A 24,174-nucleotide genomic window follows, 5' to 3' on the forward strand; every position below is an offset into this window, starting at 1 on the left:
CCTGTTGACTAACTACTGTTACCAGCTCCAACTGGATACCAAAAAAGGAGTTAAGTGAAACCCATCGGTCTCACTTAGCTCCTTTTAATCATTGTTAACTGCAGACCCATCACTTGCGAAGATAAACCTGGTCAATATAGTGGTGGTTCGTCTTATGAAGAATAATCTCCGCCCGGTTACGCGTTGGCAGGATGTACTGTGTTAGGTTGGGCAGGTTAATATCTTGCCACACCTTCCGTGCGACCGCAAAGGCGTGCTCGCGGTCTTCGTGCGAGAGCGGGTAGTAATAGTTAGTCGGGTCGGTAAAGGCTGTCTCTAGTAGCATCCCAAACCGCTCCAAGTACCACTGCTCAGCAAGCTTAGCTGCCGCATCCACGTACAATGACAGGTCAAAAAAGTCACTGATGTAGAGTTGCTGGTTGCTCGGCAGCTGAAGGGTGTTGATCCCTTCGACGATCAAAATATTGGGCCGCTCCAGCAGTTGGTAGTTGCGCGGGTCAACATCGTAAGTCTGGTGCGAATAAATTGGCACCTTAATCTGCTCTTGACCACCCTTGACCGCGTTTAAAAAGTTGAGAAGACCCTCCATATCGTAAGATTCAGGAAAACCTTTCCGTTCCATCAGCCCCCGCTTTTTTAACTCGGCGTTGGGATAAAGGAACCCGTCAGTCGTGACTAATGCTACCCGTTGGTCTGGCATCAGTCGGTGTAAGAGGATTTGGAGCAGCCGGGCCGTCGTACTTTTGCCGACGGCCACCGACCCGGCGATTCCAATAATATATGGCACCCGGGCAGTTGGCTGCTGGATGAAGGTCCGCTTTTGTAGTTGCCATTGCAGGTAGTTCTGATATTTCAACTGGATCAGCTTGATCAGCGGCAAGTACACATCATTAACGTCCTTAATGGAAATTTGGTCGTTGAGCGACTTGATTTCGTCCAGGTTTTCCTGGGTCAGCGAAACGGAATCGCTGGGGAAAAAACTGTGCCAGGTCTGCCGATCAAAATGGTCGTAATTACTGTCTTTATTCAACACGCCCACCCTTTCATCTGAAGAAAAGGGCGCGACAGTGACTGCCACACCCCTTTACTTAATTATCCATCAACAAGTCTACTTGGGAAACTCCAGTTTCGGGTTTTCCTTTAATTCCGGTGCGTCCGTCGAGTATTCATCAAAGGTACTCTGGTTATTATTTTCGGCCTTCACACTGGTCTTCTTCTTTTTCTGTGCCTTCTTCAGCTGCTTGAGTGACTTCTTCAAGTTGTAAGTGTATTCCTTCTTGTTAACCTTCTTGAAGCCCTTCAGGTTGTAGAAGCGTAACAGGTCACCGTTCATGACCTTATCGGAGAGACCAAGTTCGGTCGTTACGTAACGCTGGATCTTGTCAATTTCTTTCTTTTGCTTTGCTGTCTGGTGCTTAATCTGCTTCCCCGTCTTGGTGTAGTAAACATCACCATTGTATTTCGTGTACTCCGGAGTAACAAAGTCGCCATTTCGGAAGGAAACAATCTGGTTGCGCTCTGGTGACAACAGGTCTTGACCAAACTGAATGTAGTTCTTCGAGCTAATCCCCAGCAGATCTTCCAGTGTCGGCAAAACGTCAATTTCACCGCCATAAGTGTGGTCAATCCCACCCTTGAGGCCTTCCATGTTAATCATGAACGGTACCTTCTGGAACATTGCCAGTTGGTAGTTATCAGCCTTCTTAACCTTCAAGATCTTGTTAATTGCGGTCGGGTGGTTATTAGAAATCCCGTAGTGATCCCCGTAAAGAATCAGGACACTATTCTTCCGTAACCCGCTAGCGTCCAGGTAGTTCAGGAATTCCTGAATTGACTGGTCGAGGTAGTGAGCCGTTTGAACGTACGGGTCAACCGTCTTATCACCCGTTGTTAACGGATCAATCGACTTATTCTTCTTGTCCAGGATGTACGGGTAGTGGTTCGTGACCGTAATCATCTTGGCGTAGAACGGTTGCGGCAGTTGTTCCAAGTAGTAGGCCGAATCCTTCATGAAGATCTTATCCTTGATACCGTAACCGGCATCATAGTTTGGCGTCTTCGGGAAGAATTCCTTACTGAAGAAGTACTGGTAGCCAAACGACTTGTAAGCATTATCCCGGTTCCAGAAACTTGGGACGTCACCGTGGAAGGAAGCCGTCGTATATCCCCGCTGGTCCAGCAGCGCTGGCATTGACTGGAAAGTGTTGGTTCCCCCATCACTAACCATCGCCGACCCCTCCGGCAAGCCGAAGAGAGAATTTTCCAGCATCATTTCGGCATCAGAAGTCTTCCCTTGGGCAACTTGGTGAAAGAAGTTATCAAACGCCAGGGTGTTGTCACTGTGATACAGCTTGTTCAGCGTCGGCGTGACCTCCTGCCCGTTAACCTTATAATCGATCAGGAACTGCTGGAAACTTTCCAGGTGAATGATAAAGACGTTCTTACCCTTTGCCGTCCCGTAATATTGCACATTCGGGGCCGCATAGTTGCTGTGCAGGAACTTCAGCACCGGCTTGAGGTCGTTTGAGTCGGCCCGCGACTTGATTGCGTCGTTGTGCTGGGTCTTAATCCCGTCATAGATGGTGTACGCCTGCAGGCCCAGGTACTTGACAATGTAGTTATTATCAAAGGTCCGTGTCAGCAATTGCGGCCGGTTACTCTCAGCCATCCCCAGGTTCACCCCGAAGAGGACAAAACCGAGCGCAGTGATCGTTAAGGCGTAGCGGGTCTTGAAGTAGCGCATGTCCACCCGAATCCAGTGGCACAGCAACACAATAATCAAAATGACCACGTCTGCGTACACCAGGAAGTCCGTCGGCTTAATGATCCCTAACAGGCTCTTTCCCAAGTTGTTCGAGGTGGCGCCGGACCCCTTAATTAGGTTAAAGGTAATAAAGTCCGAAAATTCACGGTAATACAAAATGTTAGCAAACAGCCAGGTTGAGAGCAGGAAGTTGATGACGCTCATCAGCCAGTATGACAACCGTCCCCGAAAGTAAAGCGCAATCCCAATAAAGATCAACGCTCCGGGGATAGTATTAAAGGCCAACAAGAAGTGCTGAACGCTACCCTTGACCCCCAAATTAAACTTTGTTGTGTATGCCCAGTAGCTCTTGATGGCAAACAAGAGAACCGTGAGCAGGAAAAAACCGAGCTTAGTATTGAGGCTAGCCCGCAGTTTTTTCAACGCTGATTTCATAGCTTTTCCTCCAAAAAAGAATCAACCCCATAATCATACAATAAAGTCCGCAATCTTCAATAAAATTAAGACTGATTTTGACTAATGTTCACTAATTCTTCAACTTTAGTGAGCCTATTCATTAATCGTCAACAGTGTACTCGTCTTGTGGGACCTTGTCGATTAACGGTGTTGGCTGGCCGATTGATACCAGCGTTAACTCGTGCATTGCCCGCGAACAAATTGTGTACAAGAGCCGTCGCTGGTCATCACTGCCGTACTGATGATCGTTGGCGTTCCAGACAATGGTGGCATCAAACTCAAGCCCCTTGGCTAGGTATGACGGCACAACGATCGTCCCAGCTACCAGCCGCTGGTTTTCGCCCTTGATGAGGGTCGTCTTAACCCCCCGCTGTTTTAACAGGTCGGCAATCCGTTGACTATCTGCCAGCGTTTTACCAATGATCGCAGTGGTGTCGTGTTCTTGCTGGTAGGCCTTCAAGGTGCTGACTACTGCCTCAACAGCTGACTGTTCATCCGTCCTGACGACTAACCGGGGCAATTTGCCCTGCCGATCAAACGGCTCGATTGCTTCCCCGTCTTTCAGCAAGTGACGGGTAAAATCAGTAATCTGCTTAGTCGACCGGTAAGTTTTCGTTAGCTGGAGGACCCGGGTCTTATCGCGTTCAAACATGGTCCCCAGCTGACTCAAGAGACTGTGGCTGTTATTATCGGTAAAAATGGCCTGGTTCAAGTCCCCCAGCATGGTAAACCTTGCTTCGGGGAAAGAATACTTCAGGTAAGCCAGCTGGAAAGCATCGTAATCTTGTACTTCATCGATAAAGACGTAGCGCATCCGGCGGTCACCCAACCGGCCAGTCAGCAGGTCGTACAGGTAGATATAAATGCTGACTCCCGCTGCGGACAGCCGGCGTTCCCGCATCCTAGTAACAGTTTGATCAACAAAGTCTTGCCAGTCCTGCTGGCTAATTCCCAGCTTAGCCAAGTCCACCAGCTGTGGTGTGTGGCGGAGCAGGTGGACGTACTGGGCGTTGATGTTGATCCAGTTGTTGTGGTCGATGATCCGTTTGACCGGCTGCAACTCCTTCATCACAATTTGCCGGGCAAAAAAGCGCCGTTCTTCATCTTCATTTTCAAACTCCCGCGGACGGTTGCGGAAGAGGTCATTGATGTCTTCCGGACTCAGCGACTGCAATCGTGATTCGACCCACTTGCTACGCATCTCACTGCCAACCCGCCGGTTGAGGTACTTAATCAACTCTTCCTTGGTCCCGTCCAGACGGTTCCCCAGGTTGTAGTTATTGTTAAATGAGTAATAGAGCTCGCCCAAGCGTTCCTTAGTCACAAATGGTTTGTGGTGGAACATGATATTACGGAAGTGGAGGTGCGCGTGGCCCAGGCTCTTAGCATAGCGGGTCACAACATCAAAGTAGCGGCGGCTCGTCAATAAGTCGTTAATCTTCCGGGCCGTTTCATCCTGTGTCGCCTCAAAGCGCTGCTGGAGGGTTGCCACCTGGTAGCGTGGTACCCGTCGGTTAACGAACTGAAAGTAGGTCATTTGGACCATGTTATGTTCGCCAAGTTCAGGCAAAACGGAATCCACGTAGTCGTTAAACAGCTGGTTAGGGGAGAACATGATGACTTGTGAGCTGGTTAGTTTTCCCCGGTAACGGTAAAGCAACCATGCGACCCGCTGAAGGACCACTGCCGTTTTCCCAGAACCAGCTGCCCCCTGGACAAAGAGCAGGTCAGACTTAGTATCCCGGATAATTTGGTTTTGCGTCTGCTGGATGGTGCTGACGATGGACTTCATCTTCGTCCCGGAGTGGTTGCTCAATGCCGACAGCAACATCTGGTCAGTGACCGCTTCATCCGTATCGTAAAGGGTGACAATCACCCCGTCGGCAATCTGGAACTGCCGTTTAAGCGAAACCTCCACTTCCTGGGGGCCGTCAGGTGTTTGGTACGATACTTTACCCAAACCGCCATCGTAATAAATTGACGAAATTGGTGCCCGCCAGTCATAAACCAAAAAGTTATCGGGGCGGTCGTTAAATGATGATAGTCCAATGTAGATGGTTTCAGGACACTTGGCTCCCTGTTCCTGAAAATCAATTCGCGCAAAATATGGTTTGGCATGCAGGCGCTTAAGGGTCGACAGTTGCTGGGCAGCGTGCTGCCACGAATTCTGTCGTTCGTCCAGCATTTGCTGCTGAGCGCGCACGGAAACGGCTGTATCCATCATTCCGGAATAAGTCGTTGTGTTAATGTGGATATTGTCAAAGCCCTGGTCGAGCTGATGAGCCTCGCCCTTCGCCTTGTTGGCCTTATCTTCCATCTTGGCCATTGCTTGTTCAATCTTGTCTATCACCATTTGCAGGTGACGTTGTTCCTCACTCAACACCTTGTCAGCCACTAGCGTTTCCTCCCTACTTCACAAAAGGTTGATTAAACATTATAGCATAAAGGCTACTGGAGAGAGAATCCTTTGCCTTCCTGCAGGCTCGTTGGTAACTGCCGGTCTTAACGAAAGAATGGTTATAGGCATATGAAAAGTCGATTTTATGATAAACTGGTGGTATTAATAGGAGGAAAGCAGAGTAATGAGCATTAAAGTTTATATCGTCCGTCACGGGCAAACCATTCTTAACCTATACAACCGGATGCAGGGCTGGTGTGATGCACCACTTACCGTTGCCGGGATGGATGATGCTACCGCGGCAGGGAAAGCCCTGGCTGACATCCACTTTGACTATGCTTACTCTAGTGACTTGTCCCGAGCTAAGCGGACTGCCGAATTAGTGCTGGACCAATTAACGACAGGCCAACGCCCAGTTTTACGAATTAGTACGCTCTTTCGTGAACAATCGATGGGCTACCTGGAAGGCGAAGACGGGGGCCACGCTGCCGAAATCATTACCGGCAAACCGTTTGCTTCCTTTGGCGAATTTGCCAAGACCATGCCGATGAGCAAGGTCCGTGACCTGATGGCGGCCCAGGACCCGCACCACATCGCGGAAAACAACCACGATTTCCTCCACCGGATTAACATGGGGATCAAGCAGCTCAGTGAATTGCCTGATGGCAGTACCGTTCTACTCGTTAGTCACGGGTTAGTGATCCGTTCCCTCATGGAAGAATTTGCGGCCCCGGGGCTCTATGATCCGGGTCACGCTCCGGAAAACGGTACAATCCAGTTAATGGAAATCAATAATAGTCAACCAACCGTTAAGTTTTATAACCGTCATAGCCTACCAGCAGATGATTAAGGGGGACAAACTTCTTTAAATGGATAATAGTGAACAGCCACAGCAGATACCGGTGATTATTATCGGTTTAAACACCGGCCAAGAAAACTATGAATACTCAATGCGTGAGCTCGCCGAACTCGTCGAAGCCAACAACATGACCGTTGCCAAACGACTAGATCAGTCACTTGACCGGCCAAATTCGGCTACGTACTTCGGTAGTGGCAAGGTCGACGAGCTGAGGCAAGTCGCGGCAGCCGAAGATGTTCAAGTGGTCGTTGCCAATGACGAATTATCACCTAGCCAGCTCAGCAACCTTGCCTCCCAGACAAACACCCGTGTCATCGACCGGACCGCATTAATCATTGAAATTTTTGCTAACCGGGCTCAGTCACGGGAAGCAAAGATCCAGGTCCAGATCGCTAAGCTCCAGTACCAGTTACCACGCCTTCAAACTGCTGATAACGTGGTCCTCGACCAGCAAAGTGGTGGTGGCGGCCTGGCTAACCGTGGTGCCGGTGAAACCAAGCTGGAAATGGACCGGCGAGTAATTACCAAACAAATCGCCCACCTGCGGCACGAATTAAACGAAATTGCCAAGGGGGAACAGACCAAGCGCAAGCAGCGTGACAAGACGGGGATCCCAACCGCCGCCCTAGTTGGCTACACCAACGCTGGTAAGTCCACTATCATGAACCGGCTTGTTTCCCAGTACGGGCTAGCAGAGCACAAACAGGTCTTCACCAAAAACATGCTCTTTGCCACCCTGGACACCAGTGTGCGCCAACTTAATTTCCCCGGAAATAAGCGTTGTCTGCTTAGTGATACCGTCGGGTTTGTTAGCAAGCTGCCGACTCATCTGGTTGAAGCATTTAAGTCGACACTAGCAGAAGTAGCAAACGCCGACTTGCTGGTGGAAGTCATCGACTACTCCGACCCCCACTACCAGGAAATGATGAAAACAACTGAGAGGACACTGGCCCAAATTGGAATCAAGGATAAACCGTTGCTCTACGTCTTTAACAAGGCGGATAAAACCGACTTTGATTACCCGACGATGGAAGGTGATGACCGCCTGGTCATCTCATCCTTTGATGACTCATCAATAGAGCTGTTAATGAAGACGATTGAAAAGCACCTCTTCAAAGACTACGTAACAGCGACTATGCTGGTTCCTTTTAACGCGGGTCAGGTGGTCTCCTACCTCAACGAGCACGCCAACATCTTGTCTACTAAGTACGTTAGTGACGGGACCGAGTTGCAATTAGAGCTGCCACGAGAGGACTTCCAACGTTACCAACAATATGTCGTGGATTAATGACCCACTTCCCGTTAACTGAAAACAGGCTCTTTGTCAATCGGTACTGATAGCTAATTTTGACCAGTTCAAGCAACTAGTTTGCTTGGGCTGGTTTTTCTTGTGATTATGGGTGCCTGAACCATGATGTGCGAATTTTTTAATGCTATTAGTATGCGAATCCGGAACCGGAAAAAGTTGCGAAAACCATAAGCCGTCCGTTTGATTACTTTGATTTTGTTATTAGTACCCTCAATGGGACCATTAGTTAACTGGTATTGAAAGCTCCTGATGATTTCTTCCTGGTGTTGCCGTAAAGTCCGCTGGACTTTTTGTAATTGTTTAGGCAGATTAGTGAGTTTGCGTTGTAAGAGTGCCGTTAACTCTGCTGCTTGACCTTGATCCACTGCCTCTATCAAAGTTTGGTAGTAGTCATAAGCTATTTGCAATTCGGGTGACATGGACAAAAGCCGATCAATGACCTCACTATCAGACAACCAGGCGCCACGAAAGTTGCGCCGTGGATAGTGGTGAATATTATCTAAATGAGCGATTTTTTGTAAAAGTAACTTCCAGAAACGCTTTAAAACGCGATACTCGTGGGTGCCATGACCATAACGATTCATTACTTTAATCCGCACCGCTTGAAGTGCCCGATACGCCTGGGCAACGATATGAAAATGATCGGCAATAATTCGGGCATGAGGAAAGAGTTCCTTGATTAAGCTCCGGTAAGGTTGATAAAGGTCGACGACAATCAAACGGACAGCACATCGGGCCCGCCGGGTAAAGTGACGATAAAAGTATTGCTTTAAAAAACGCGAGTTCCGGGATTTAATAATATCGATGGTGCGATGATTAGTCGGATTCATTAAGAGCATGCTCATCCCACTATCAGCGAATTGGCCTGACTTGAAGTCATCAAAAGCAATCGTTGCCGGCAGCCAATCTTTCTCAGGAACAAAGGTGTTTTCTAGCGTATCGATGGTTCTGGCAACGGTACTAGCAGACACGTAATAGTTATGGGCTAACTCTTTCTGTGAAATATTACGGTGAAGGTCTTTGATAATGAATTGCTTCACGTTATTAGCAATCCGACAGCCGCGGCTAATGCCTTTAATCGTGGCGATTTTCGTCACGGTTTGCGGACATTTAGTGGACGGCTTACAGATATACTGCTGTTTTTTAATCATGAGAATGGTCTTTACACCAGCGACCGACAGGGCGGTAATGACTACTGGGCGATGACGAAAACCATTCTTCAACATCGGGCGTCCACAAACAGGACAACGACATTCACCAGTCTTGACCAAATGAATGATTTTGGTTTGGTCATCAATAGTCTCAGCCCCTTCTTTATCCAGCTGAAGCCCTGGGTCTTGGATTCCGGTTAAAAAGTTGATATCATTAGTCATGAGGATTAATTTCCTTTCTGGAGGACAATCACCACGATTTAGGCTTTGGGGTGATTGTCCGTTTTTTTTATTGTNTCTTTATCCAGCTGAAGCCCTGGGTCTTGGATTCCGGTTAAAAAGTTGATATCATTAGTCATGAGGATTAATTTCCTTTCTGGAGGACAATCACCACGATTTAGGCTTTGGGGTGATTGTCCGTTTTTTTTATTGTCATCATAAACGAAAAACGGTACCGATGGAAAATTCCATCAGTACCGAATAGTGTAGAACCTGAAAAAAACACCACCTGCTAACAAAATGACAGGTGAAGTGAACCCCCATAGTTGGACAAGGAATTCCAACTATGGGGGTTTTACTATGACTAAGTTTAGTTTAGAAATTAAACTGAAAGCAGTTCAAATGTATTTATCGGGAATGGGTTCAACGACTATCGCCCGACGATTGGGTATAAGAAGTAAAGGTAACGTGTTAGTATGGATAGCTCGCTATCGAAAATATGGTGTTCAAGGCCTAGAAATTCGTTCGTCAAAGTATGATTATGATGGTGATTTTAAGCTGAAAGTCTTAAACTGGAAAAAACAACACAAAGCCTCGTACCGACGAACAGCACTTCAATTTGATATTAGTAATCCAGGGACAATCGCTAACTGGCAAAAGAAACTTAAGGAGCATGGAACTGAGGATTTGTTTACCAGAAGAGGACGGGCAAAGCACATGACTACTAATAATAATCACCAAGCTAGTAAACAACTATCAGAGTTAGAACAGTTGAAAGCAGAGAATCGGGCTTTGAAAGTAGAGAACGAATACTTAAAAAAACTCGACGCCTTAGTTCAACACCGCGGACAGTCAAAGAAGAATACCAAATCATCCAAGAACTAAGGCAAGAATTCGGATTTAGCTTAACGGAGATTCTATCATACACCACCATTAAGCGAAGTACATTCTATTATCAAGCCCATCGCCACGAAGCCGCAGATGATAAAGAACTGCTTCGACTCATTAAAGATATCAAGCAACAGAATCCTGGCTACGGATATCGACCTGTCACAGATGAGCTACATCGTCGTGGAATTAAGGTTAATCATAAAAGAGTTAGCCGTCTAATGCGTGAGAATGGTTTATCGTCACAGATGTATAATCGTCAAACTCGGAAATATGATTCGTCGATTGGTCCTCAAGGTAAGAAAGCCAAGAATCGTCTTCATCGCCGTTTTAAAACTGAGCGTCCATATCAAAAAATGGCGACTGATGTGAGCGAATACCGCTATGACAATATGAGCCAGGATGAGCGAGTTTACCTTTCACCGATTAAAGATTTATGTTCTGGTGAAATTGTTAGTTACAATATTGGCGACCACCCTACTACTGATTTCGTGATGAAACCGCTAATCGAGCTAATTAATAAGCGACCTAAGCTTAACTACCGCATGACCGTCCATAGTGACCAAGGAATCCAATATCAAACGAATGCCTGGCGTCAAACACTAAAGAAAAACCATATTTTTCAAAGCATGTCACGCCGGGCGACCTGTTTAGACAATGCGCCAATGGAAAGTTTCTTTCACACGATGAAGGTTGAAATGTATTATGGACATCATTATCAAACCAAGCAGGAATTGATTAAAGCCATGGAGGAGTGGATAGAATACTATAATCGGAATCGAATCAAGCACATATTAAAAGGCAAGACTCCGATTGAATATCGAAATCTTGCCTTAGAAAAAGTTGCCTAAATTAAAGTGTCCAACTTACAGGGTTCACTTCACANGGAGGAGTGGATAGAATACTATAATCGGAATCGAATCAAGCACATATTAAAAGGCAAGACTCCGATTGAATATCGAAATCTTGCCTTAGAAAAAGTTGCCTAAATTAAAGTGTCCAACTTACAGGGTTCACTTCACAGGTGGTGTTTTTAGATTATTTGTTCTCTTTTTTTAACCGAGAAAGACCTCGTTACGGCTGCGGCCGCCGTTAACGATGGTGACTACGTCATTCAAACCAATCCGCACCATGTTGCGAACCGCGGTTTCGGTAAAAAAGGCCGAGTGCGGTGTAATGGTGACGTTAGGCATTGCTGCCAGTTCCTTGTAGTCTGCTGGAACATCCGCTGGCGTAACCTTCTTACCAAAGTAGGTCGTTTCGTCAGCCAGAGTATCCAGGCCGGCACCGGCGATTTCGTGGTTCTTCAGTGCCTGAATCAAGGCCTCAGTATCAACCAAGCCACCCCGCGACATGTTAATCAGGTAAGCCGAGTTTTTCATCATCTTCAATTGTTCTGCGCCAATCATTCCCTTAGTACTTGGCAGCAGCGGAACGTGAAGACTCAAAATGTCGGCGTTCTTAATCACTTCATCGGCACTGTCAACGTAGGTCACAAATGGTTCATCTGCCGGGTTATACGACGGGTCGAAGGCAATCACCTTTGCACCCAAGGCCTTGTAAATCTGGGCGGTTGCCGACCCAATGTTTCCCAGCCCGATCAAACCAACAGTCAGGTTGAAGATTTCGTTGCTCATCAGGTTAGCAGGCCAGCTAAAGTCGGCGTTATGGTCCATTTCGTAACGGTATTCGCCAATCCGACGCAGGAGGTACATTGCGTGTGCGACCCCCATTTCGGCAATTGCCCGTGGCGAGTAAACCGGCACGTGGGTTACCTTGAGGTTGTATTTCTTGCAGGCAGCCAGGTCAATCATGTTGATCCCGACCATCCGACAAGTAATCTGCCTAATTCCCATGTCGGCAATCTGTTTGTAAACTGCTTCGTCACCAATGGGCATCGTCTGCAGAATATCGAGGCCGTCGCAGCCCTTCATTAGGTTAACGTTGTCGGCGCTTAACGGTTCATGAACAACCTTGACTTCATTGCCCGTTTCTTTTGCCCATTCACGAACAAAACGTCCTTCCGTATCTTGACGAACGTTATACATAATAATCTTCATTGGCGTACGCTCCTTTATCTTTTCATAACTCACACTACCAACATTGTACCCAAATTAATCATGACAAGCACGAAATCAGCTAAACTAACCGGCCACTATTCGAGATATTATGAATCTGCTGTTTACAGAACTTAGCAACTTCCTCTCGTGACACGTCATAATTATGTTTCTGCCACCACATAAAGGCGCCATTAATTGACCCACCGATCATGTAAGACATTAACTCTGGCTGGTCAGATTGGGAAACGGCCTGCAGGACCAGGTCATTATTATCACGCTGACTGCGATGGAGGATCAGGTCGCTGATAATTTGCAAAATTTCTGCATGAATGCCCGGCCGATCCTTCGTGGCCACCAGGTGGTGGAACAATTCTTGGTGATGGTCAACATAATTTAATATCGCGTCCACGATACCGTCAGTCGTCTGCTGGTTACTAATCAGCTTATTCAGCTGTCCATCAATAGTTTGGGCCAGCAAGTCATACTTATCGTGAAAATAACGGTAAAAACTGCTCCGGTGTAGCATCGCTTCCTGGCAAATCTGGTCTACTGTGATCCGGTCAAATGGTACTTTTTCCAGTAGTGAGATCAGCCCGTTTTCAAAGTCCCGCACGGTGCGGTTCACCCTTGCCACTTGCATTCCCCCTGTCATGTCTGATTAATACCATTATATTAGTTACACCACACAAAAACCAGCCGCCGGATTTTCCGGCAGCTGGAGGTACTTTGTCAGTTATTCTCTTGACGGTCCCGGTAAGCAACTTGCACTGCCAACCGGTAGTCACCATTCATCATGATCGTGGAACCATTTCGTCCCGGAATTTTGTAAGGACCGCCGACAATCGTGACGTTAGCGAGGTACAGCTTGTACTTATCATGAGCCGTGTGGATATCAGTTAATCCCACCTGGGTAATGTGACCCACGGCCAGCCGTTCCATCTGGTTCACCCCGATGCTGATTTCCATCCGGTGTTTTCCCTGGTCATGGATCAATTCAAAGTAAGGCGGCACCTGGTTATCATCGATGGCGTGAACAGGCTGCCCTGTTTTTTCGTACTGGGCAATTACTTCTTTTCCGGACATGCCGTTGAAGTTTGCCGTTACCAACTCCGCATCCAATAGCCGACGGACAACCTTGTTTAGGTTCCGTTGTTCCAACGGGTCGGCTTCAAAGTGAGCCGGAATTGTCTCCGTGTTGTGATAAATTCCGTTGGACGCTGCCGGACGTGGTTGTCCAGCTTGGCGGCGAGTCGGCTGACCGTCATCGTCAACCACCAGTGGCCGAATGTACGGTGACAAAAAGTCAAACTTCGAGGTGCGCCCTAAGAAGAAAAAGATAATGTTAAGGTAGGCAAAGTAAGTAACAAAGATCACGGCTAAACAGTAAAGCAATCCCCGTAGCCAAACGTGATTAGCCAAAAGACGAGCAGTCACGTAGATGAGATAACCATCCCCCAGCAGGGCTACCAAGGTATATACCCGGTTCTTCAAGCGGGTATTGATGTTAAAGTAACTCAGCGATTGGTTAATTAAGTCCAAGAAACTAAACAATTGTCAGCCCCCCCTTTTATTGCTGTACAGTTCCCTGAGTGTTGCCAGCATTTGTCTGGTTATTATTAGTATTATTGTTGGTTTGGTTCCCGTTAGTCGTATTGTTGTTATTGTTATTATTAGTAGTTTGCTTCTTGTTAGTTGTACTTTCCTGCGTATCGTTCGTTTCTTGGTCGTCGTTTGCTTGCTGGTTGTCACGTTGACTTGAACTCGAAGACTCGCTGTTATCGTCGTTGTTTTCTGACGAACTGCTACTATGGACTTCAGAGCTAGTCGTTGACGAATCACGGCGGGAGACGGTAGAAACCCGTGCTCCTTCGTTGGTATGGGTGGTCTTGTTGACCACGACGTTAGTTGCGCCGAGTGCCAGAACAATGGACACGAGAGCAAACGGCGTCACGAACGGCGGCGTTTTTGATGCCATATTTAGACACACTCCTTTTCACTGTTTACTAATCATACCGCAAATTGTTCCCACGACAAGTTAAGTAAGTTATAAGTTCGTCTGTGATTCGCCAAAAGCGGTCAGCAACCGGTTCAGACGGCGCTCCGTCTTTGGCCAGTAATCGTTAACTACCACGTAGGCAGTTTGGCGCAACTTGTCAGGCAAACTAATATCTCGCTGGTTTTCCTGACTCCTGAGCCGTGACTTGATCGCATGACGACGGTCACCACGTGCCTGAATGCGCTTTGCCAAAGCATCCAGTACCGAGACCGTTAAGTAAATCACCACTGCCTGGTCGCCCAACTTTTGTTTATAGGTAACCGCCCCGATAGTGTCGAGGACGATCACGTTATTATGTCCAGTTTGCCAACCGGCAACGAGCCCCTCCATGGACGAACCGTACTGGTGATGGTCATAGGTTACCTGTTCTAGCAAGGTCAGCTTAGCCATGCTCGTCGGCGTTTCAAAGTAGTAGTCCACTCCGTCACGCTCACCGGGCCGTGGTGGTCTCGTCGTGTGGGTCACCACCCGGTGCAAACCGAAGTGGCGGCACAGGTAATTAGCCACCGTCGTCTTGCCCGCTCCCGCGGGGCCAGTGATAACATAAACTCTTTCTTGTCCCATCTTATTTCGTTAAGTACTCGTTAGCCTGGTCGAGCAACTGCTTTAAATTATCGTAAGTGAGCCGCTGACGCGCCGCCTCATAAGTGAACCAGCCAGCATTCTTGATTTCTTCAGCCTGCAGTTGAAGTTGGTGTTCAGCGGTCACTTCTGCCAGGTAAAGGGTCATTTCCTTGTAATTACCATTTGGCAAGTCGTAGCCGGTTTTGACGGCAAAGCTAGTGTCAATCGGCAGGTTCAGACTAGTCTCTTCCCGAATTTCCCGCTGAGCAGTTTGGACCAGATCTTCACCGTCCTCAACGTGGCCCTTAGGAAATCCCCAAAAGTGGCCCTTGTTTTGGCTTTCAAGTAATAAGTACTCTAGTTGATGCTGCTGATTATAACGGTAAACAACCGCTCCGCTAGTAATTTCTGTTGCCATGAAGAAGGTTCCTCCCTATTTTTTAATTTTTCTCATTGACTTCTAATCGTTTGCCCCATATGATGGACGTTAACCAATATAGTATAACAAAGGTGGTTGACTAAATGAGTGGAAATATTTTTCGAAAAGAGAGCCTCGACCGTTATCTTGGTGCGGACAAGAAATTTGTCAAGTCCCTGACAGCCTTCGACCTCGTTGCAATGGGCGTTGGTGCAGTTATTGGGACGGGGATTTTTATCTTGCCCGGGACTGTTGCGGCCAAAACCGCCGGCCCGGGGGTCACGCTCTCTTTTCTCCTGTCAGCCATCGTCTGTGCCCTCTCGGCCATGTGCTACGCCGAATTTTCCTCGGCCCTGCCGGTCGCCGGAAGTGCCTACTCCTATGGTAACGTCGTCTTTGGCGAAATTTTTGGCTGGATCCTTGGCTGGGCGCTAATTCTTGAATACATGCTGGCCGTTGCTTCTGTTTCGACTGGCTGGGCAGCCTATTTTCAGTCACTCCTGCAAGGGTTCGGGATTACCATCCCCAAAGCAATTTCTGGTCCCTTTGACCCGGCGCATGGTACGTACATTAACTTGGTGGCGGTCCTGATCGTCCTGGTCGTCGTGGCGTTGCTTTCTCACGGGATGCAGACTTCCATGCGGATTAACAACATCGCCGTCGTCTTAAAGATCGCCATTATTCTCCTCTTCTTAGGCATCGGTATCTTCTTTATCAAGCCAACGAATTATCACCCGTTTTTACCCTACCACCTTCACGGGGTCTTCCGCGGCGCGACGGTTGTCTTCTTCGCTTACCTCGGGTTCGATGCCGTTTCTAGTTCGGCCGCCGAGGTTAAGAACCCGTCACGAAATATGCCGCTCGGGATCATTGGCACCTTAATCATCGCCACCATTCTTTACATGGGCGTTTCCGTCGTCTTAACCGGGATGGTCCCTTACACTAAGTTAGATGTTGCCAACCCCGTCTCCTTTGCCCTCCAGGTTGTCCACCAGGACTGGATGGCTGGCCTCTTATCCATTGGGGCGCTGGTCGGGATGTTCACCATGATGGTCACAATGACCTACTCCAGTTCCCGACTAGTTTACTCCGTCGGCCGTGACGGTCTGTTGCCATCACAGCTCAGCAAGTTGGATAAGCAAGGTCTTCCGCAACACGCCATCTGGGTTGTCGGCCTCATCATTGCGATCCTTGGTGGTCTGGTGTCACTGGATCAACTCACCAACCTGGTTAACATCGGGACGCTGCTGGCCTTTACCTTTGTTTCCTTCGGGATTATTCCACTGCGTAAACGTCATGACATTGGTAACAAGGGTGGGTTCAAAGTTCCCCTCTATCCCGTCTTACCGATTATTTCTGGTCTTGCCTGCCTGTGGATGATGACCCTCCTGTCGAAAGAAACCTATCTCGGTGCCGGTATTTGGTTTGGCCTGGGACTCTTGATCTATGCCCTTTACGGCTACCGCCACAGCAAGTTAAACCAAGACCGTGACTAACATCACTGTCATAATTTCCCTGTCACTAACTCGTGACGGGGTCTTTTTTGTTTAATGGTAAAATAAAGTTATTCACTAAGTCAGACGAAAGGAACGGTTTCATACCATGATTGACAACCAATTCAGTATTGTTGACGTCAAATTCAAGCAAGAGGTCGCCGAACTAGTATCTCTTCACCTCCTCGATGATGGGGACACCAAGCTTGCGCCAGTCGACCTCTTTAGGAAGCTACTGACCACCACGATGACTAACGGTCACGACCCAGCCACCATCACTTATAACTTCCACCAGCTGTTAGCCACCCCCGATGAAGACCTGGCCGCTTGGCTGGATTCCGGACAAGAGCTAACCGACGAGGTCTTTTACCTAGTGGCGCTCCAGCTTTTGCAATTCGAACCCGCACTTGACTTTCAGCTGGATGATCCCCTGAGAGCTGTGACGAAGATTCACCTGCCGCACAAGTTTTACCAGCAATGGACGAGTGAGGACGTCATCGATTCCTGGTACCGGTTAATGGTGACCAGGAACAAGAACGGTCAAAATTACCTTGACTACCTGACCAGCCAGGGACTGTTTGCCTGGACCTACGACCTGCCGGCCCAGGACAAGCCGCTGTGGTTCAACGGCAAGTCAGTGGCCTGTTTTGATCCGGCGAAGTTAATTCGCGAGGTTGTTTACATCGAAACTGACCTCGATACCGATGCCGACGGTTACGCCGACCTGGTCAAAGCCGAAATCATCCGCCCAGCCGACACCAATGACGGCTTAAAGGTTCCCGCTGTCTTTACTGCCAGTCCGTACAACCAGGGGACAAACGATCAATGGGGAGAGAAGATCACCCACGACGTCAACCAGCCACTAGTTGCTAAGAAGACTGGCCGTGTCAAGTCACCAGCAGAAGCGACCTTCTCTGCGCCCCGTTATCACCAGCAGGTAAACGGCCACGCCACGAAGGCGACGCAAACTTTTAGTGAAACTAGTACTTACACCCTCAACGACTACCTGGCCGTCCGCGGCTACGCCATCGTTTACGCTGCCGGCATCGGTACTAAAGATTCAGACGGGCTGCAAACGTGTGGCTCACCAGAACAAACCGACTCGATGAAGGCGGTCGTTGAATGGCTCCATGGTGACCGAAAAGCCTTCACTGACCGGACCAGCGGCATCGAAATTCACGCCTGGTGGTGTAATGGTAATGTCGCGATGACGGGCCGCTCCTACTTAGGCACCCTGGCAACTGCTGTCGCTACCACTGGCGTTGCCGGCCTCAAGGCCATCGTCAGTGAAGCGGCCATCTCTAGCTGGTACGACTACTACCGCGAGGGTGGACTCGTCATGGCTCCCGGCGGCTTCCAGGGGGAAGACGCCGATGTCCTGGCAGCGGAAACATTTAGCCGCACCAAGAACCCGGCGGACTACCGGCGAATTGAAGAAACCAACCGTGACTACCTGGAAAAGATGACCGTCGCTCAGGATCGGCAAACCGGGAACTATAACCAGTTTTGGATAGCCCGCAACTACCGGCGTCACTTTGACAACATCCGGGCTGACGTGATGATGGTTCACGGTCTCAATGACTGGAACGTTAAACCAGTCAATGTTAAACGCTTATTTGATGCAGTCCAGGGACTGCCGGTTGCTAGCCACCTGATCCTACACCAGGGTCAGCACATTTACATCAATGCCTTCCAGTCACTGGATTTTTCCGAGATGATCAACCTCTGGTTTGCTAATAAGCTCTGGGGGCTTGATAATAATGCCGACTTGGCCATCCCCCACGTGTTAGTCCAGGATAACGCCCAGCCAGAGACCTGGCACGCTCACCGTAACTGGAGCACGGGGAATAAACGGACCTACTACCTCAGCAGCAAAATCCTGTCAACCAGTAACATTGGCCAAAGCAGCCTCGCCACTTTCAATGACCGCCAGGACGAGAAGACGTTTAAGCAGTGGTGCCAACAACCAACCCGCTGGCAGCATGCAATGCTGGCGGACGACAACGACTTCAGTCTCCGCCTGCTGAGCGAGCCGGCAAGTAACGAGTGGCTTTTGCGAGGAACACCGCAGGTCAACTTACGGGTGGCTGTCGATCGTGACCACGGAATGATTTCTGCTCAGCTGGTTGACTTTGGTCAAGACCGTCGCCTAACCACTAGTCCGCAGTTAATTAACAAGGGTGGTCTCCCGCTCGGCTACCACTGGAAATATGACGATTTGCGGGAATTCAAGCTGGCTAAACAGCCGACACCATTTAAGGTCATTTCATACGGACACATTAACCTGCAAAATATCAAGGGAGCCGGAAACGTTAACCGCCTCCGGCCCAACCGCTTTGAAAACGTCCGCTTGCTCTTGCAGCCAGTCTTCCACCACCTGTTAGCCGGCCACCAGCTTGGCTTGGTAATCTTCAGTACTGACTTTGGGATGACCCTGCGGGGAAACGAGGACCTGACATACCAGGTCGACCTCGGTCGCAGTTCACTGGTCATCCCGGACATGAGTGCCCTATAATTTTTCTTGGAGAAGAATGAGAAACGCGTTAGAATATCAATATCACTAAAACAAGTTAACGGAGGGATTTTGATGAAAAAAGGAACAACCATTATTACACTGCACAATGGCTACCACCTCTGGACCAACACCCAGGGTGAAGGCAACATCCACCTGCTTTGCCTTCACGGTGGTCCTGGGGCCAACCACGAATACTGGGAAGACACCGCAACGCAACTCGCCAAGCAGGGACTAAATGTCCAGGTTCACATGTACGACCAACTGGGCTCACTGTACTCTGACACGCCGGACTTTTCCGACCCGGCAGTTCGCGATGAGGTCCTGACTTACGATTACTTCCTCGATGAAGTTGAAGAAGTCCGCCAAAAGCTGGGAATTGACCACTTCTACCTGATGGGGCAAAGCTGGGGCGGCCTGCTCGTCCAACTCTACGCCGAAAAGTATGGTCAACACCTTAAAGGGGCCATCATTTCCGGGATGGTTGACGACATTGACGACTACGTTAAGAGTATTAACCACATCCGGGAAACGGTCCTGCCGGCTGACGACGTGGCCTTCATGAAGGAATGTGAAGCCAACAACGACTACAACAACGACCGCTACCGAAAATGCGTCGACGTCCTTAACAAGGGCTACATTGATCGGCGGCAGCCAAGCAAGCTGGAACACCTCCAGGACTTAACCGACCCGACAATCTACAACACTTTCCAGGGTGATAACGAGTTCGTCATTACCGGTAAATTAGCTAGCTGGCACTTCCGCGACCACCTGAAGAACATCACCATGCCAACGTTAATCACTTACGGTGGTCATGAATCGATGCCAATTCCGACTGGTAAGAAGATGGCCGAACTGATCCCCCACGCGCGGTTCGTAACGACGCCTGGTGCTGGTCACCACCAGATGACTGATAACCCTGGTGTCTTCTACAAGCACGTGGCCGACTTCATTAAGGAAGTCGAAGAAGACCGCTTCAACGCTTAATCAGAGTACAAATAAAGAAGGCAACGCTCATGAATGAACGTTGCCTTCTTTCTTATTGAATTTCATCATTAACTAAATTCAGCGTCGGCATGGCGGCCAGTGATGAAGTAGAATGGTACCGCAATCAGCAATGCTCCAAAGCCCCAGAGAAGGTTTTCTGCTGGCGTGTGGAACAATAACCAGCCAGAAACCGCTAAGGCGAGCAGGGGGATCAGCGGGCCAAATGGCACCTTAAAGCTCCGCACTGCCTCCGGCTTAGTCCGCCGGAAGACAATAACAGCCAAACAGGTTGGGATGTATTGAACAAAACGGGAAATGGCCGAGATCATCGCTAGCTTAGCAAAACTTCCCGTGTAGGCCAACAACAAGCCGACGACAGTTGAGACGATAATGGCCACGTAAGGTGCACCCCAGCGATTTTTCTTGGCGAGCACTGCTGGCATCATCTGGTGTTCTGCCAGTGCTTCCCCGGAACGCGGGGTGATGAAGGAGGAAGCCACGCAAATTCCACCAATGGAGCAAAGCGTTCCTGCAGCAACCAGGACGCTCCCCCATTCGCCGACCATTCGCTGCAGGGCATCCTGAACCGGGACAGTCGACTTCATCAGGCCAGTCCCTAAGACACCAATGCAGGCAACCATGATCAACATGTAAATCGCAACAACAGCACTCAGCGAAATCAGCAGTGACTTGGGAAGATTGCGTTTCGGGTTACGCATTTCCCCAGCAGCCACAACTAGTCCCTCAAAACCACTGAACACGTAGAAGAGGGTCAGAGTTGTCTGGGCAAAGTTGGCAGTTGAAGCCTTGCCTGGCACAAAGAACGGGTGGAAGTTGGCTGGATGCAGAAAGAACAACCCCAACAACGCTACCAGCAGCAACGGAACCAGCTTGGCAACAGTCATAATATCGTTTAGCCTCGTGGTTAACCGGACCCCTGCAATGTTGAGCAGCATCAGGAAAATACCTAACACGGTTACCATCGCGTTTTTGATAAAGGGGGTGTTCAGCGCCGGAAAAATCCCGCCAACCGCCGTGGCAAAACCGACGTATAAGGTGGCTTCGGCAATCATCCGTACTACCCAGGTCATAAATCCAACTTCGTAGCCGACAAAGTTGCCGAAGGCTCCCCGGGCATATAGGTAAGGCCCCCCATTCGTTCCGTACAAGCCAGCACACTCAGCAAAGCAAAGTGCAATCAAGAATACCAGGAGGCCGTCGAACGCTAGCGAGAGCAAACTAGCCGGACCAAATAATTTCATTCCAGAACTCGGTAACAGAAAAATCCCCGTCCCGATAATTCCGTTGATTCCGAAGAGGATGACACTCCCCATTCCCATCTTTTGTTTATTAGCTTCTTCCATTTAGTCTTCCCCCTTTGCTACGCGGTCAAAGAACGCGGTAAAAATGCGTTCTTGCTGTTCGCTGTTTTGCCAAAGATTTTCCGGATGCCACTGAACTGCTTGAATTGATGCGTCATCGTTTTCTACTGCTTCAACCACCCCGTCAGGAGCCGTTGCCACAACGTGTAATCCCGGCGCAACGTCTTTAACCGCCTGGTGGTGGCGGGAGTTCACCAGGGCGGTTTCACCAACGGCGTGCCCCAGCTGGCTATCACCATCAATTTTGACGCGGTGGGTTGGCAAGTCACCGCGACTCCGTTGTGAGTGGGGTAGCAGGTTATCTGCCTCATACTCGCTTGGCAGGTCCTGGTAGACTGAACCGCCAAGTGCCGCGTTAATTACCTGAATGCCGCGACAAATCCCAAACAAGGGTAGGTGTAGTTTGACCGCCGCCTTTACCAGGGGAAACTCGAAGGCGTCCCGGGGTGAATAAGTCGGTCCAATGAACCTGCTCGGGTTTGCTGACAGGTATTCTGGTGCAATGTCATGGCCGCCAGGAATAATCAAACCATCTAATCCCTGAAGAGACGCTAATGCCATCTCACCAGGAACGATCGGCAGGATCACCGGCACCACCTGGTGTTTCACTAACACGTCGACTAACGGCTTTGGTGCAAAGTGTGCTAACTGCAGATTAATAATCTCCGTTGGCTCCAAATCCGCGTCTGCACTAATCCCAATTCGCATCGCTAACCCCTTCTCTCATTAGATTTTAATAATCATTAAACAGCGAGAATGCTTGATTGTCAATGCTCTGAGTGAACAAAATCGTCAGTGACGGTCAGAAAATGAGAGTAATATAATTTTTATTGCATAAAGAAAACCGGCAAGGAGCTCATCATCAAGCTTCTTACCGGTTCGTTATTTTTAATTTTTATCCTGTTTAGTGAACGTTCAACAAGTCCGCTGGACGCTTTAACAGAAACTCGCTATCTTTCAGCTTTTCTGGCATTGCCGACTCATAAACCGCCCCCGCAAAGTGCGTGTGAGCGTCAGCGGCAGCTTTCAGGTCGTTGATGGTGTCACCAACGTAAATCGTTTCTTCTGCTTTCAAGCCATGGTCTTCCATCGCCTTGACCAACGGGTCGCCATATGGCTTGTGACGGACAGTGTCAGTCGCGGTGATCGCAAAGGAGAAGTACTTAGCAATAGGAAATGCCTGGCGGAAGTACTGCTCATACTCGTCACGGACCTTGGAAGTGACAATTCCCAGCTGGACATCCGGCCGGGCTGACAATTCAGCGAGCATCTCCGGCACGCCGTCAATGACGGTCGCATCCTTTTGCCGCTTGCTGGCAGCCTCGTCCCAGGCATCGGAAACCGCCTGAAAATCTTCCTTTTTAATGCCAATGTACTCCAGCGATTCAGTTCCCGGAATCCCAAAAACCTCTTTGCTGTAACGTTGCTCTTCTTCCGGGGTGTAGTGATAACCAAAATCAGCTAGGACCTCGAACAGCACCGGCATATAAACGTCAAAAGTGTCAATCATTGTCCCATCAATATCAAAAATGAAGTTTTTAATTGCCATTCTTGTTCTCCTCATCAGGCTGTTGCTTCAACAATGCTGCCAGTTTACCGGCTACTTCTGGGTCTAGGTCATCAGCAAGTGTATGTTCGCTATCCTGCTTTTCTTCGTGGACCGCCTTGGTCGCACTTACCAGTTGGTCAATAACCGCCTGCTCCCCAATTTTCACCGGGTTGATCGTCAGCCGGCCACCAGCGGCATTGGCATGACCACCACCCTGATAATACTGCTCAGCAAACTTAGCTACATCCATTTTATCATTACTCCGCAGCGAAATCCGCATGGCGCCGATCACCAAGGCCGCATCAAGTTCTGGCTGGTCTTTCAGGAGGTCATGGGCCAACTGTGACTGGTAGTCGCTCGCGTAAACGACACCCAAGCGGTGCCCATTAACTGTCGTCTCCAAAACATCCTTCAGGTGATGCTTGATGTACGCTGCCCGCCGCTCCATCAGGGTATGGACCAGGAGTTCGTTATCCTGCCAGTAAGCATCCCAGCCGGCTGCAAAGACGTGGTCCATGAACTCTCCGGCCCGTTTTTTCGGGTAAAACCAGAACAATTCGTTGAGCTGGTCAGCGCCCTCACTCACTGACGTCGGTAATTCGGGATCATTTTGCCAGTCCCAGGTATCGTATGCCCGGATTAGCTCTGCTAACTGAGCTAACTGCTGTCGCCGCTGACTGTCCAGCTGATCCATCCCCGGTTGTTGCTGGAGCCAGTCCCACACGATGCTAGTAGCACTAGCGTGAACCATCTCGCCATGGGGAGCAACCGTATTGGCAGCATAACGCCGCCGCTGGTCTTCTTCGGATTCGTGGTGGTCAAAGACCAGCCAGTGGTTAGCGAAGTGCTGGTTTAGCTCCTTAAAGGTATTCTCCGAGTCCGGCGTCATATCCATGATGTAAACGTCACTGTAATTATTTAACGACGGCGAGTTAAACCAGTGGTCCAGGGTAGCGTCAATTTGTCCCGCCCCGATATGTTCGACGTCAAATTCAACGCTGGAAAAGACGGTTGGCTGGACGCTCTGCAATAGCATTGGACCGCCGAAACCGTCGAGGTCGTTGTGCGAAAATACCTTGATTAATTGTTTTGCCATGATAGTCATTCCT

General features: G+C 49.1%; 20 protein-coding genes and 1 pseudogene. 7 read left to right on the forward strand and 14 right to left on the reverse strand.

The genetic code is table 11. The annotated features are described in order from the left end of the window. Positions 1–109: 109 nt before the first annotated feature. The 3 genes from coaA to helD all read right to left on the reverse strand — a co-directional run bounded on the left by coaA (position 110) and on the right by helD (position 5,615). Positions 110–1,030, reverse strand: a complete 921-nt coding sequence (coaA, locus tag C1710_RS02415) for a type I pantothenate kinase (RefSeq protein WP_102279653.1) — start codon at positions 1,028–1,030, stop codon at positions 110–112. Between the two features lie 78 nt (positions 1,031–1,108). Continuing rightward, positions 1,109–3,199: an LTA synthase family protein gene (locus tag C1710_RS02420; RefSeq protein ID WP_102279656.1), complete on the reverse strand. Its 2,091-nt coding sequence runs from the start codon at positions 3,197–3,199 to the stop codon at positions 1,109–1,111. A gap of 121 nt (positions 3,200–3,320) precedes the next feature. After that, positions 3,321–5,615 (reverse strand): RNA polymerase recycling motor HelD, encoded by a 2,295-nt coding sequence (gene helD / locus C1710_RS02425; RefSeq protein WP_328587339.1) that lies wholly within the window; start codon positions 5,613–5,615, stop codon positions 3,321–3,323. Positions 5,616–5,802: 187 nt separating this feature from the next. Between helD and C1710_RS02430 the strand changes: the two genes are divergently transcribed. Together C1710_RS02430 and hflX are read left to right on the forward strand one after the other, a co-directional pair. After that, positions 5,803–6,468 (forward strand): histidine phosphatase family protein, encoded by a 666-nt coding sequence (locus tag C1710_RS02430; protein ID WP_102279658.1) that lies wholly within the window; start codon positions 5,803–5,805, stop codon positions 6,466–6,468. Positions 6,469–6,487: 19 nt separating this feature from the next. Then, a complete protein-coding gene (hflX, locus tag C1710_RS02435; RefSeq protein WP_102279660.1) occupies positions 6,488–7,765 on the forward strand; it encodes a GTPase HflX in 1,278 nt (425 codons plus the stop codon). A 68-nt stretch (positions 7,766–7,833) separates the two neighbouring features. On the opposite strand, the gene C1710_RS02440 is transcribed toward hflX, so the two are convergent. Then, a complete protein-coding gene (locus tag C1710_RS02440) occupies positions 7,834–9,159 on the reverse strand; it encodes an ISL3 family transposase (protein WP_102279662.1) in 1,326 nt (441 codons plus the stop codon). Between the two features lie 357 nt (positions 9,160–9,516). Here C1710_RS02440 and C1710_RS08305 point away from each other — a divergent pair, with 357 nt between their 5' ends. Next, entirely contained in the window at positions 9,517–10,041 is a 525-nt protein-coding gene (locus tag C1710_RS08305) for a helix-turn-helix domain-containing protein (protein WP_102278970.1), read from the forward strand. Continuing rightward, positions 9,966–11,033 (forward strand): annotated as a pseudogene (locus C1710_RS08310) (IS3 family transposase). The gene C1710_RS08305 and the pseudogene C1710_RS08310 overlap by 76 nt, the downstream one beginning before the upstream one ends. Before the next feature lie 66 nt (positions 11,034–11,099). Here the strand turns inward: C1710_RS08310 and C1710_RS02460 are convergent. The 6 genes from C1710_RS02460 to C1710_RS02485 form a co-directional block, all read right to left on the reverse strand. Continuing rightward, complete coding sequence (locus C1710_RS02460) at positions 11,100–12,104, reverse strand: D-2-hydroxyacid dehydrogenase (RefSeq protein WP_102279668.1); 1,005 nt, start codon at positions 12,102–12,104, stop codon at positions 11,100–11,102. Positions 12,105–12,183: 79 nt separating this feature from the next. Then, positions 12,184–12,738, reverse strand: a complete 555-nt coding sequence (locus C1710_RS02465) for a TetR/AcrR family transcriptional regulator (RefSeq protein ID WP_235857955.1) — start codon at positions 12,736–12,738, stop codon at positions 12,184–12,186. A 95-nt stretch (positions 12,739–12,833) separates the two neighbouring features. Further along, positions 12,834–13,655, reverse strand: a complete 822-nt coding sequence (locus C1710_RS02470; RefSeq protein WP_102279673.1) for a DUF6681 family protein — start codon at positions 13,653–13,655, stop codon at positions 12,834–12,836. A 16-nt stretch (positions 13,656–13,671) separates the two neighbouring features. Then, positions 13,672–14,079 (reverse strand): hypothetical protein, encoded by a 408-nt coding sequence (locus C1710_RS02475; RefSeq protein WP_102279676.1) that lies wholly within the window; start codon positions 14,077–14,079, stop codon positions 13,672–13,674. A gap of 69 nt (positions 14,080–14,148) precedes the next feature. Continuing rightward, positions 14,149–14,724 carry a guanylate kinase gene (locus tag C1710_RS02480; protein WP_102279678.1) on the reverse strand — a complete coding sequence of 192 codons (576 nt, stop codon included), beginning with the start codon at positions 14,722–14,724 and terminating at the stop codon, positions 14,149–14,151. A 1-nt stretch (position 14,725) separates the two neighbouring features. Continuing rightward, on the reverse strand, positions 14,726–15,142 hold the full coding sequence (locus tag C1710_RS02485) for a bis(5'-nucleosyl)-tetraphosphatase (RefSeq protein WP_102279680.1): 417 nt from the start codon (positions 15,140–15,142) through the stop codon (positions 14,726–14,728). A gap of 104 nt (positions 15,143–15,246) precedes the next feature. Between C1710_RS02485 and C1710_RS02490 the strand changes: the two genes are divergently transcribed. The 3 genes from C1710_RS02490 to C1710_RS02500 all read left to right on the forward strand — a co-directional run bounded on the left by C1710_RS02490 (position 15,247) and on the right by C1710_RS02500 (position 20,134). Continuing rightward, on the forward strand, positions 15,247–16,638 hold the full coding sequence (locus C1710_RS02490) for an APC family permease (protein ID WP_102279682.1): 1,392 nt from the start codon (positions 15,247–15,249) through the stop codon (positions 16,636–16,638). 106 nt (positions 16,639–16,744) lie between these two features. Next, positions 16,745–19,150 carry a Xaa-Pro dipeptidyl-peptidase gene (locus C1710_RS02495; protein ID WP_102279684.1) on the forward strand — a complete coding sequence of 802 codons (2,406 nt, stop codon included), beginning with the start codon at positions 16,745–16,747 and terminating at the stop codon, positions 19,148–19,150. A 72-nt stretch (positions 19,151–19,222) separates the two neighbouring features. Further along, the gene (locus C1710_RS02500) at positions 19,223–20,134 is read left to right on the forward strand and encodes a proline iminopeptidase-family hydrolase (RefSeq protein ID WP_102279685.1); all 912 of its coding nucleotides are present in this window, start codon (positions 19,223–19,225) and stop codon (positions 20,132–20,134) included. Between the two features lie 68 nt (positions 20,135–20,202). Here the strand turns inward: C1710_RS02500 and C1710_RS02505 are convergent, their stop codons facing one another. From C1710_RS02505 to C1710_RS02520, 4 genes are all read right to left on the reverse strand, one after another. Further along, complete coding sequence (locus C1710_RS02505) at positions 20,203–21,498, reverse strand: APC family permease (protein WP_102279687.1); 1,296 nt, start codon at positions 21,496–21,498, stop codon at positions 20,203–20,205. Further along, on the reverse strand, positions 21,499–22,224 hold the full coding sequence (locus C1710_RS02510) for a gamma-glutamyl-gamma-aminobutyrate hydrolase family protein (RefSeq protein ID WP_102279689.1): 726 nt from the start codon (positions 22,222–22,224) through the stop codon (positions 21,499–21,501). A 196-nt stretch (positions 22,225–22,420) separates the two neighbouring features. Beyond that, entirely contained in the window at positions 22,421–23,065 is a 645-nt protein-coding gene (locus C1710_RS02515) for an HAD family hydrolase (RefSeq protein ID WP_180961280.1), read from the reverse strand. Beyond that, entirely contained in the window at positions 23,055–24,161 is a 1,107-nt protein-coding gene (locus tag C1710_RS02520) for a DHHA1 domain-containing protein (protein WP_102279693.1), read from the reverse strand. The genes C1710_RS02515 and C1710_RS02520 overlap by 11 nt, the downstream gene beginning before the upstream one ends. Positions 24,162–24,174 lie beyond the last annotated feature (13 nt).

The sequence above is a fragment of the [Lactobacillus] timonensis genome (assembly GCF_900240275.1).
Taxonomy (GTDB): domain Bacteria; phylum Bacillota; class Bacilli; order Lactobacillales; family Lactobacillaceae; genus Limosilactobacillus; species Limosilactobacillus timonensis.

Coding starts and splice junctions, on each gene's coding strand:
- C1710_RS02515 (WP_180961280.1), bottom strand. CDS start 23,065: ATGGCAATTAAAAACTTCATTTTTGATATTGATGGGACAATGATTGAC.
- C1710_RS02430 (WP_102279658.1), top strand. CDS start 5,803: ATGAGCATTAAAGTTTATATCGTCCGTCACGGGCAAACCATTCTTAAC.
- C1710_RS02505 (WP_102279687.1), bottom strand. CDS start 21,498: ATGGAAGAAGCTAATAAACAAAAGATGGGAATGGGGAGTGTCATCCTC.
- C1710_RS02490 (WP_102279682.1), top strand. CDS start 15,247: ATGAGTGGAAATATTTTTCGAAAAGAGAGCCTCGACCGTTATCTTGGT.
- C1710_RS02520 (WP_102279693.1), bottom strand. CDS start 24,161: ATGGCAAAACAATTAATCAAGGTATTTTCGCACAACGACCTCGACGGT.
- C1710_RS08305 (WP_102278970.1), top strand. CDS start 9,517: ATGACTAAGTTTAGTTTAGAAATTAAACTGAAAGCAGTTCAAATGTAT.
- C1710_RS02510 (WP_102279689.1), bottom strand. CDS start 22,224: ATGCGAATTGGGATTAGTGCAGACGCGGATTTGGAGCCAACGGAGATT.
- C1710_RS02420 (WP_102279656.1), bottom strand. CDS start 3,199: ATGAAATCAGCGTTGAAAAAACTGCGGGCTAGCCTCAATACTAAGCTC.
- C1710_RS02485 (WP_102279680.1), bottom strand. CDS start 15,142: ATGGCAACAGAAATTACTAGCGGAGCGGTTGTTTACCGTTATAATCAG.
- C1710_RS02500 (WP_102279685.1), top strand. CDS start 19,223: ATGAAAAAAGGAACAACCATTATTACACTGCACAATGGCTACCACCTC.
- C1710_RS02460 (WP_102279668.1), bottom strand. CDS start 12,104: ATGAAGATTATTATGTATAACGTTCGTCAAGATACGGAAGGACGTTTT.
- hflX (WP_102279660.1), top strand. CDS start 6,488: ATGGATAATAGTGAACAGCCACAGCAGATACCGGTGATTATTATCGGT.
- C1710_RS02475 (WP_102279676.1), bottom strand. CDS start 14,079: ATGGCATCAAAAACGCCGCCGTTCGTGACGCCGTTTGCTCTCGTGTCC.
- C1710_RS02495 (WP_102279684.1), top strand. CDS start 16,745: ATGATTGACAACCAATTCAGTATTGTTGACGTCAAATTCAAGCAAGAG.
- C1710_RS02480 (WP_102279678.1), bottom strand. CDS start 14,724: ATGGGACAAGAAAGAGTTTATGTTATCACTGGCCCCGCGGGAGCGGGC.
- C1710_RS02440 (WP_102279662.1), bottom strand. CDS start 9,159: ATGACTAATGATATCAACTTTTTAACCGGAATCCAAGACCCAGGGCTT.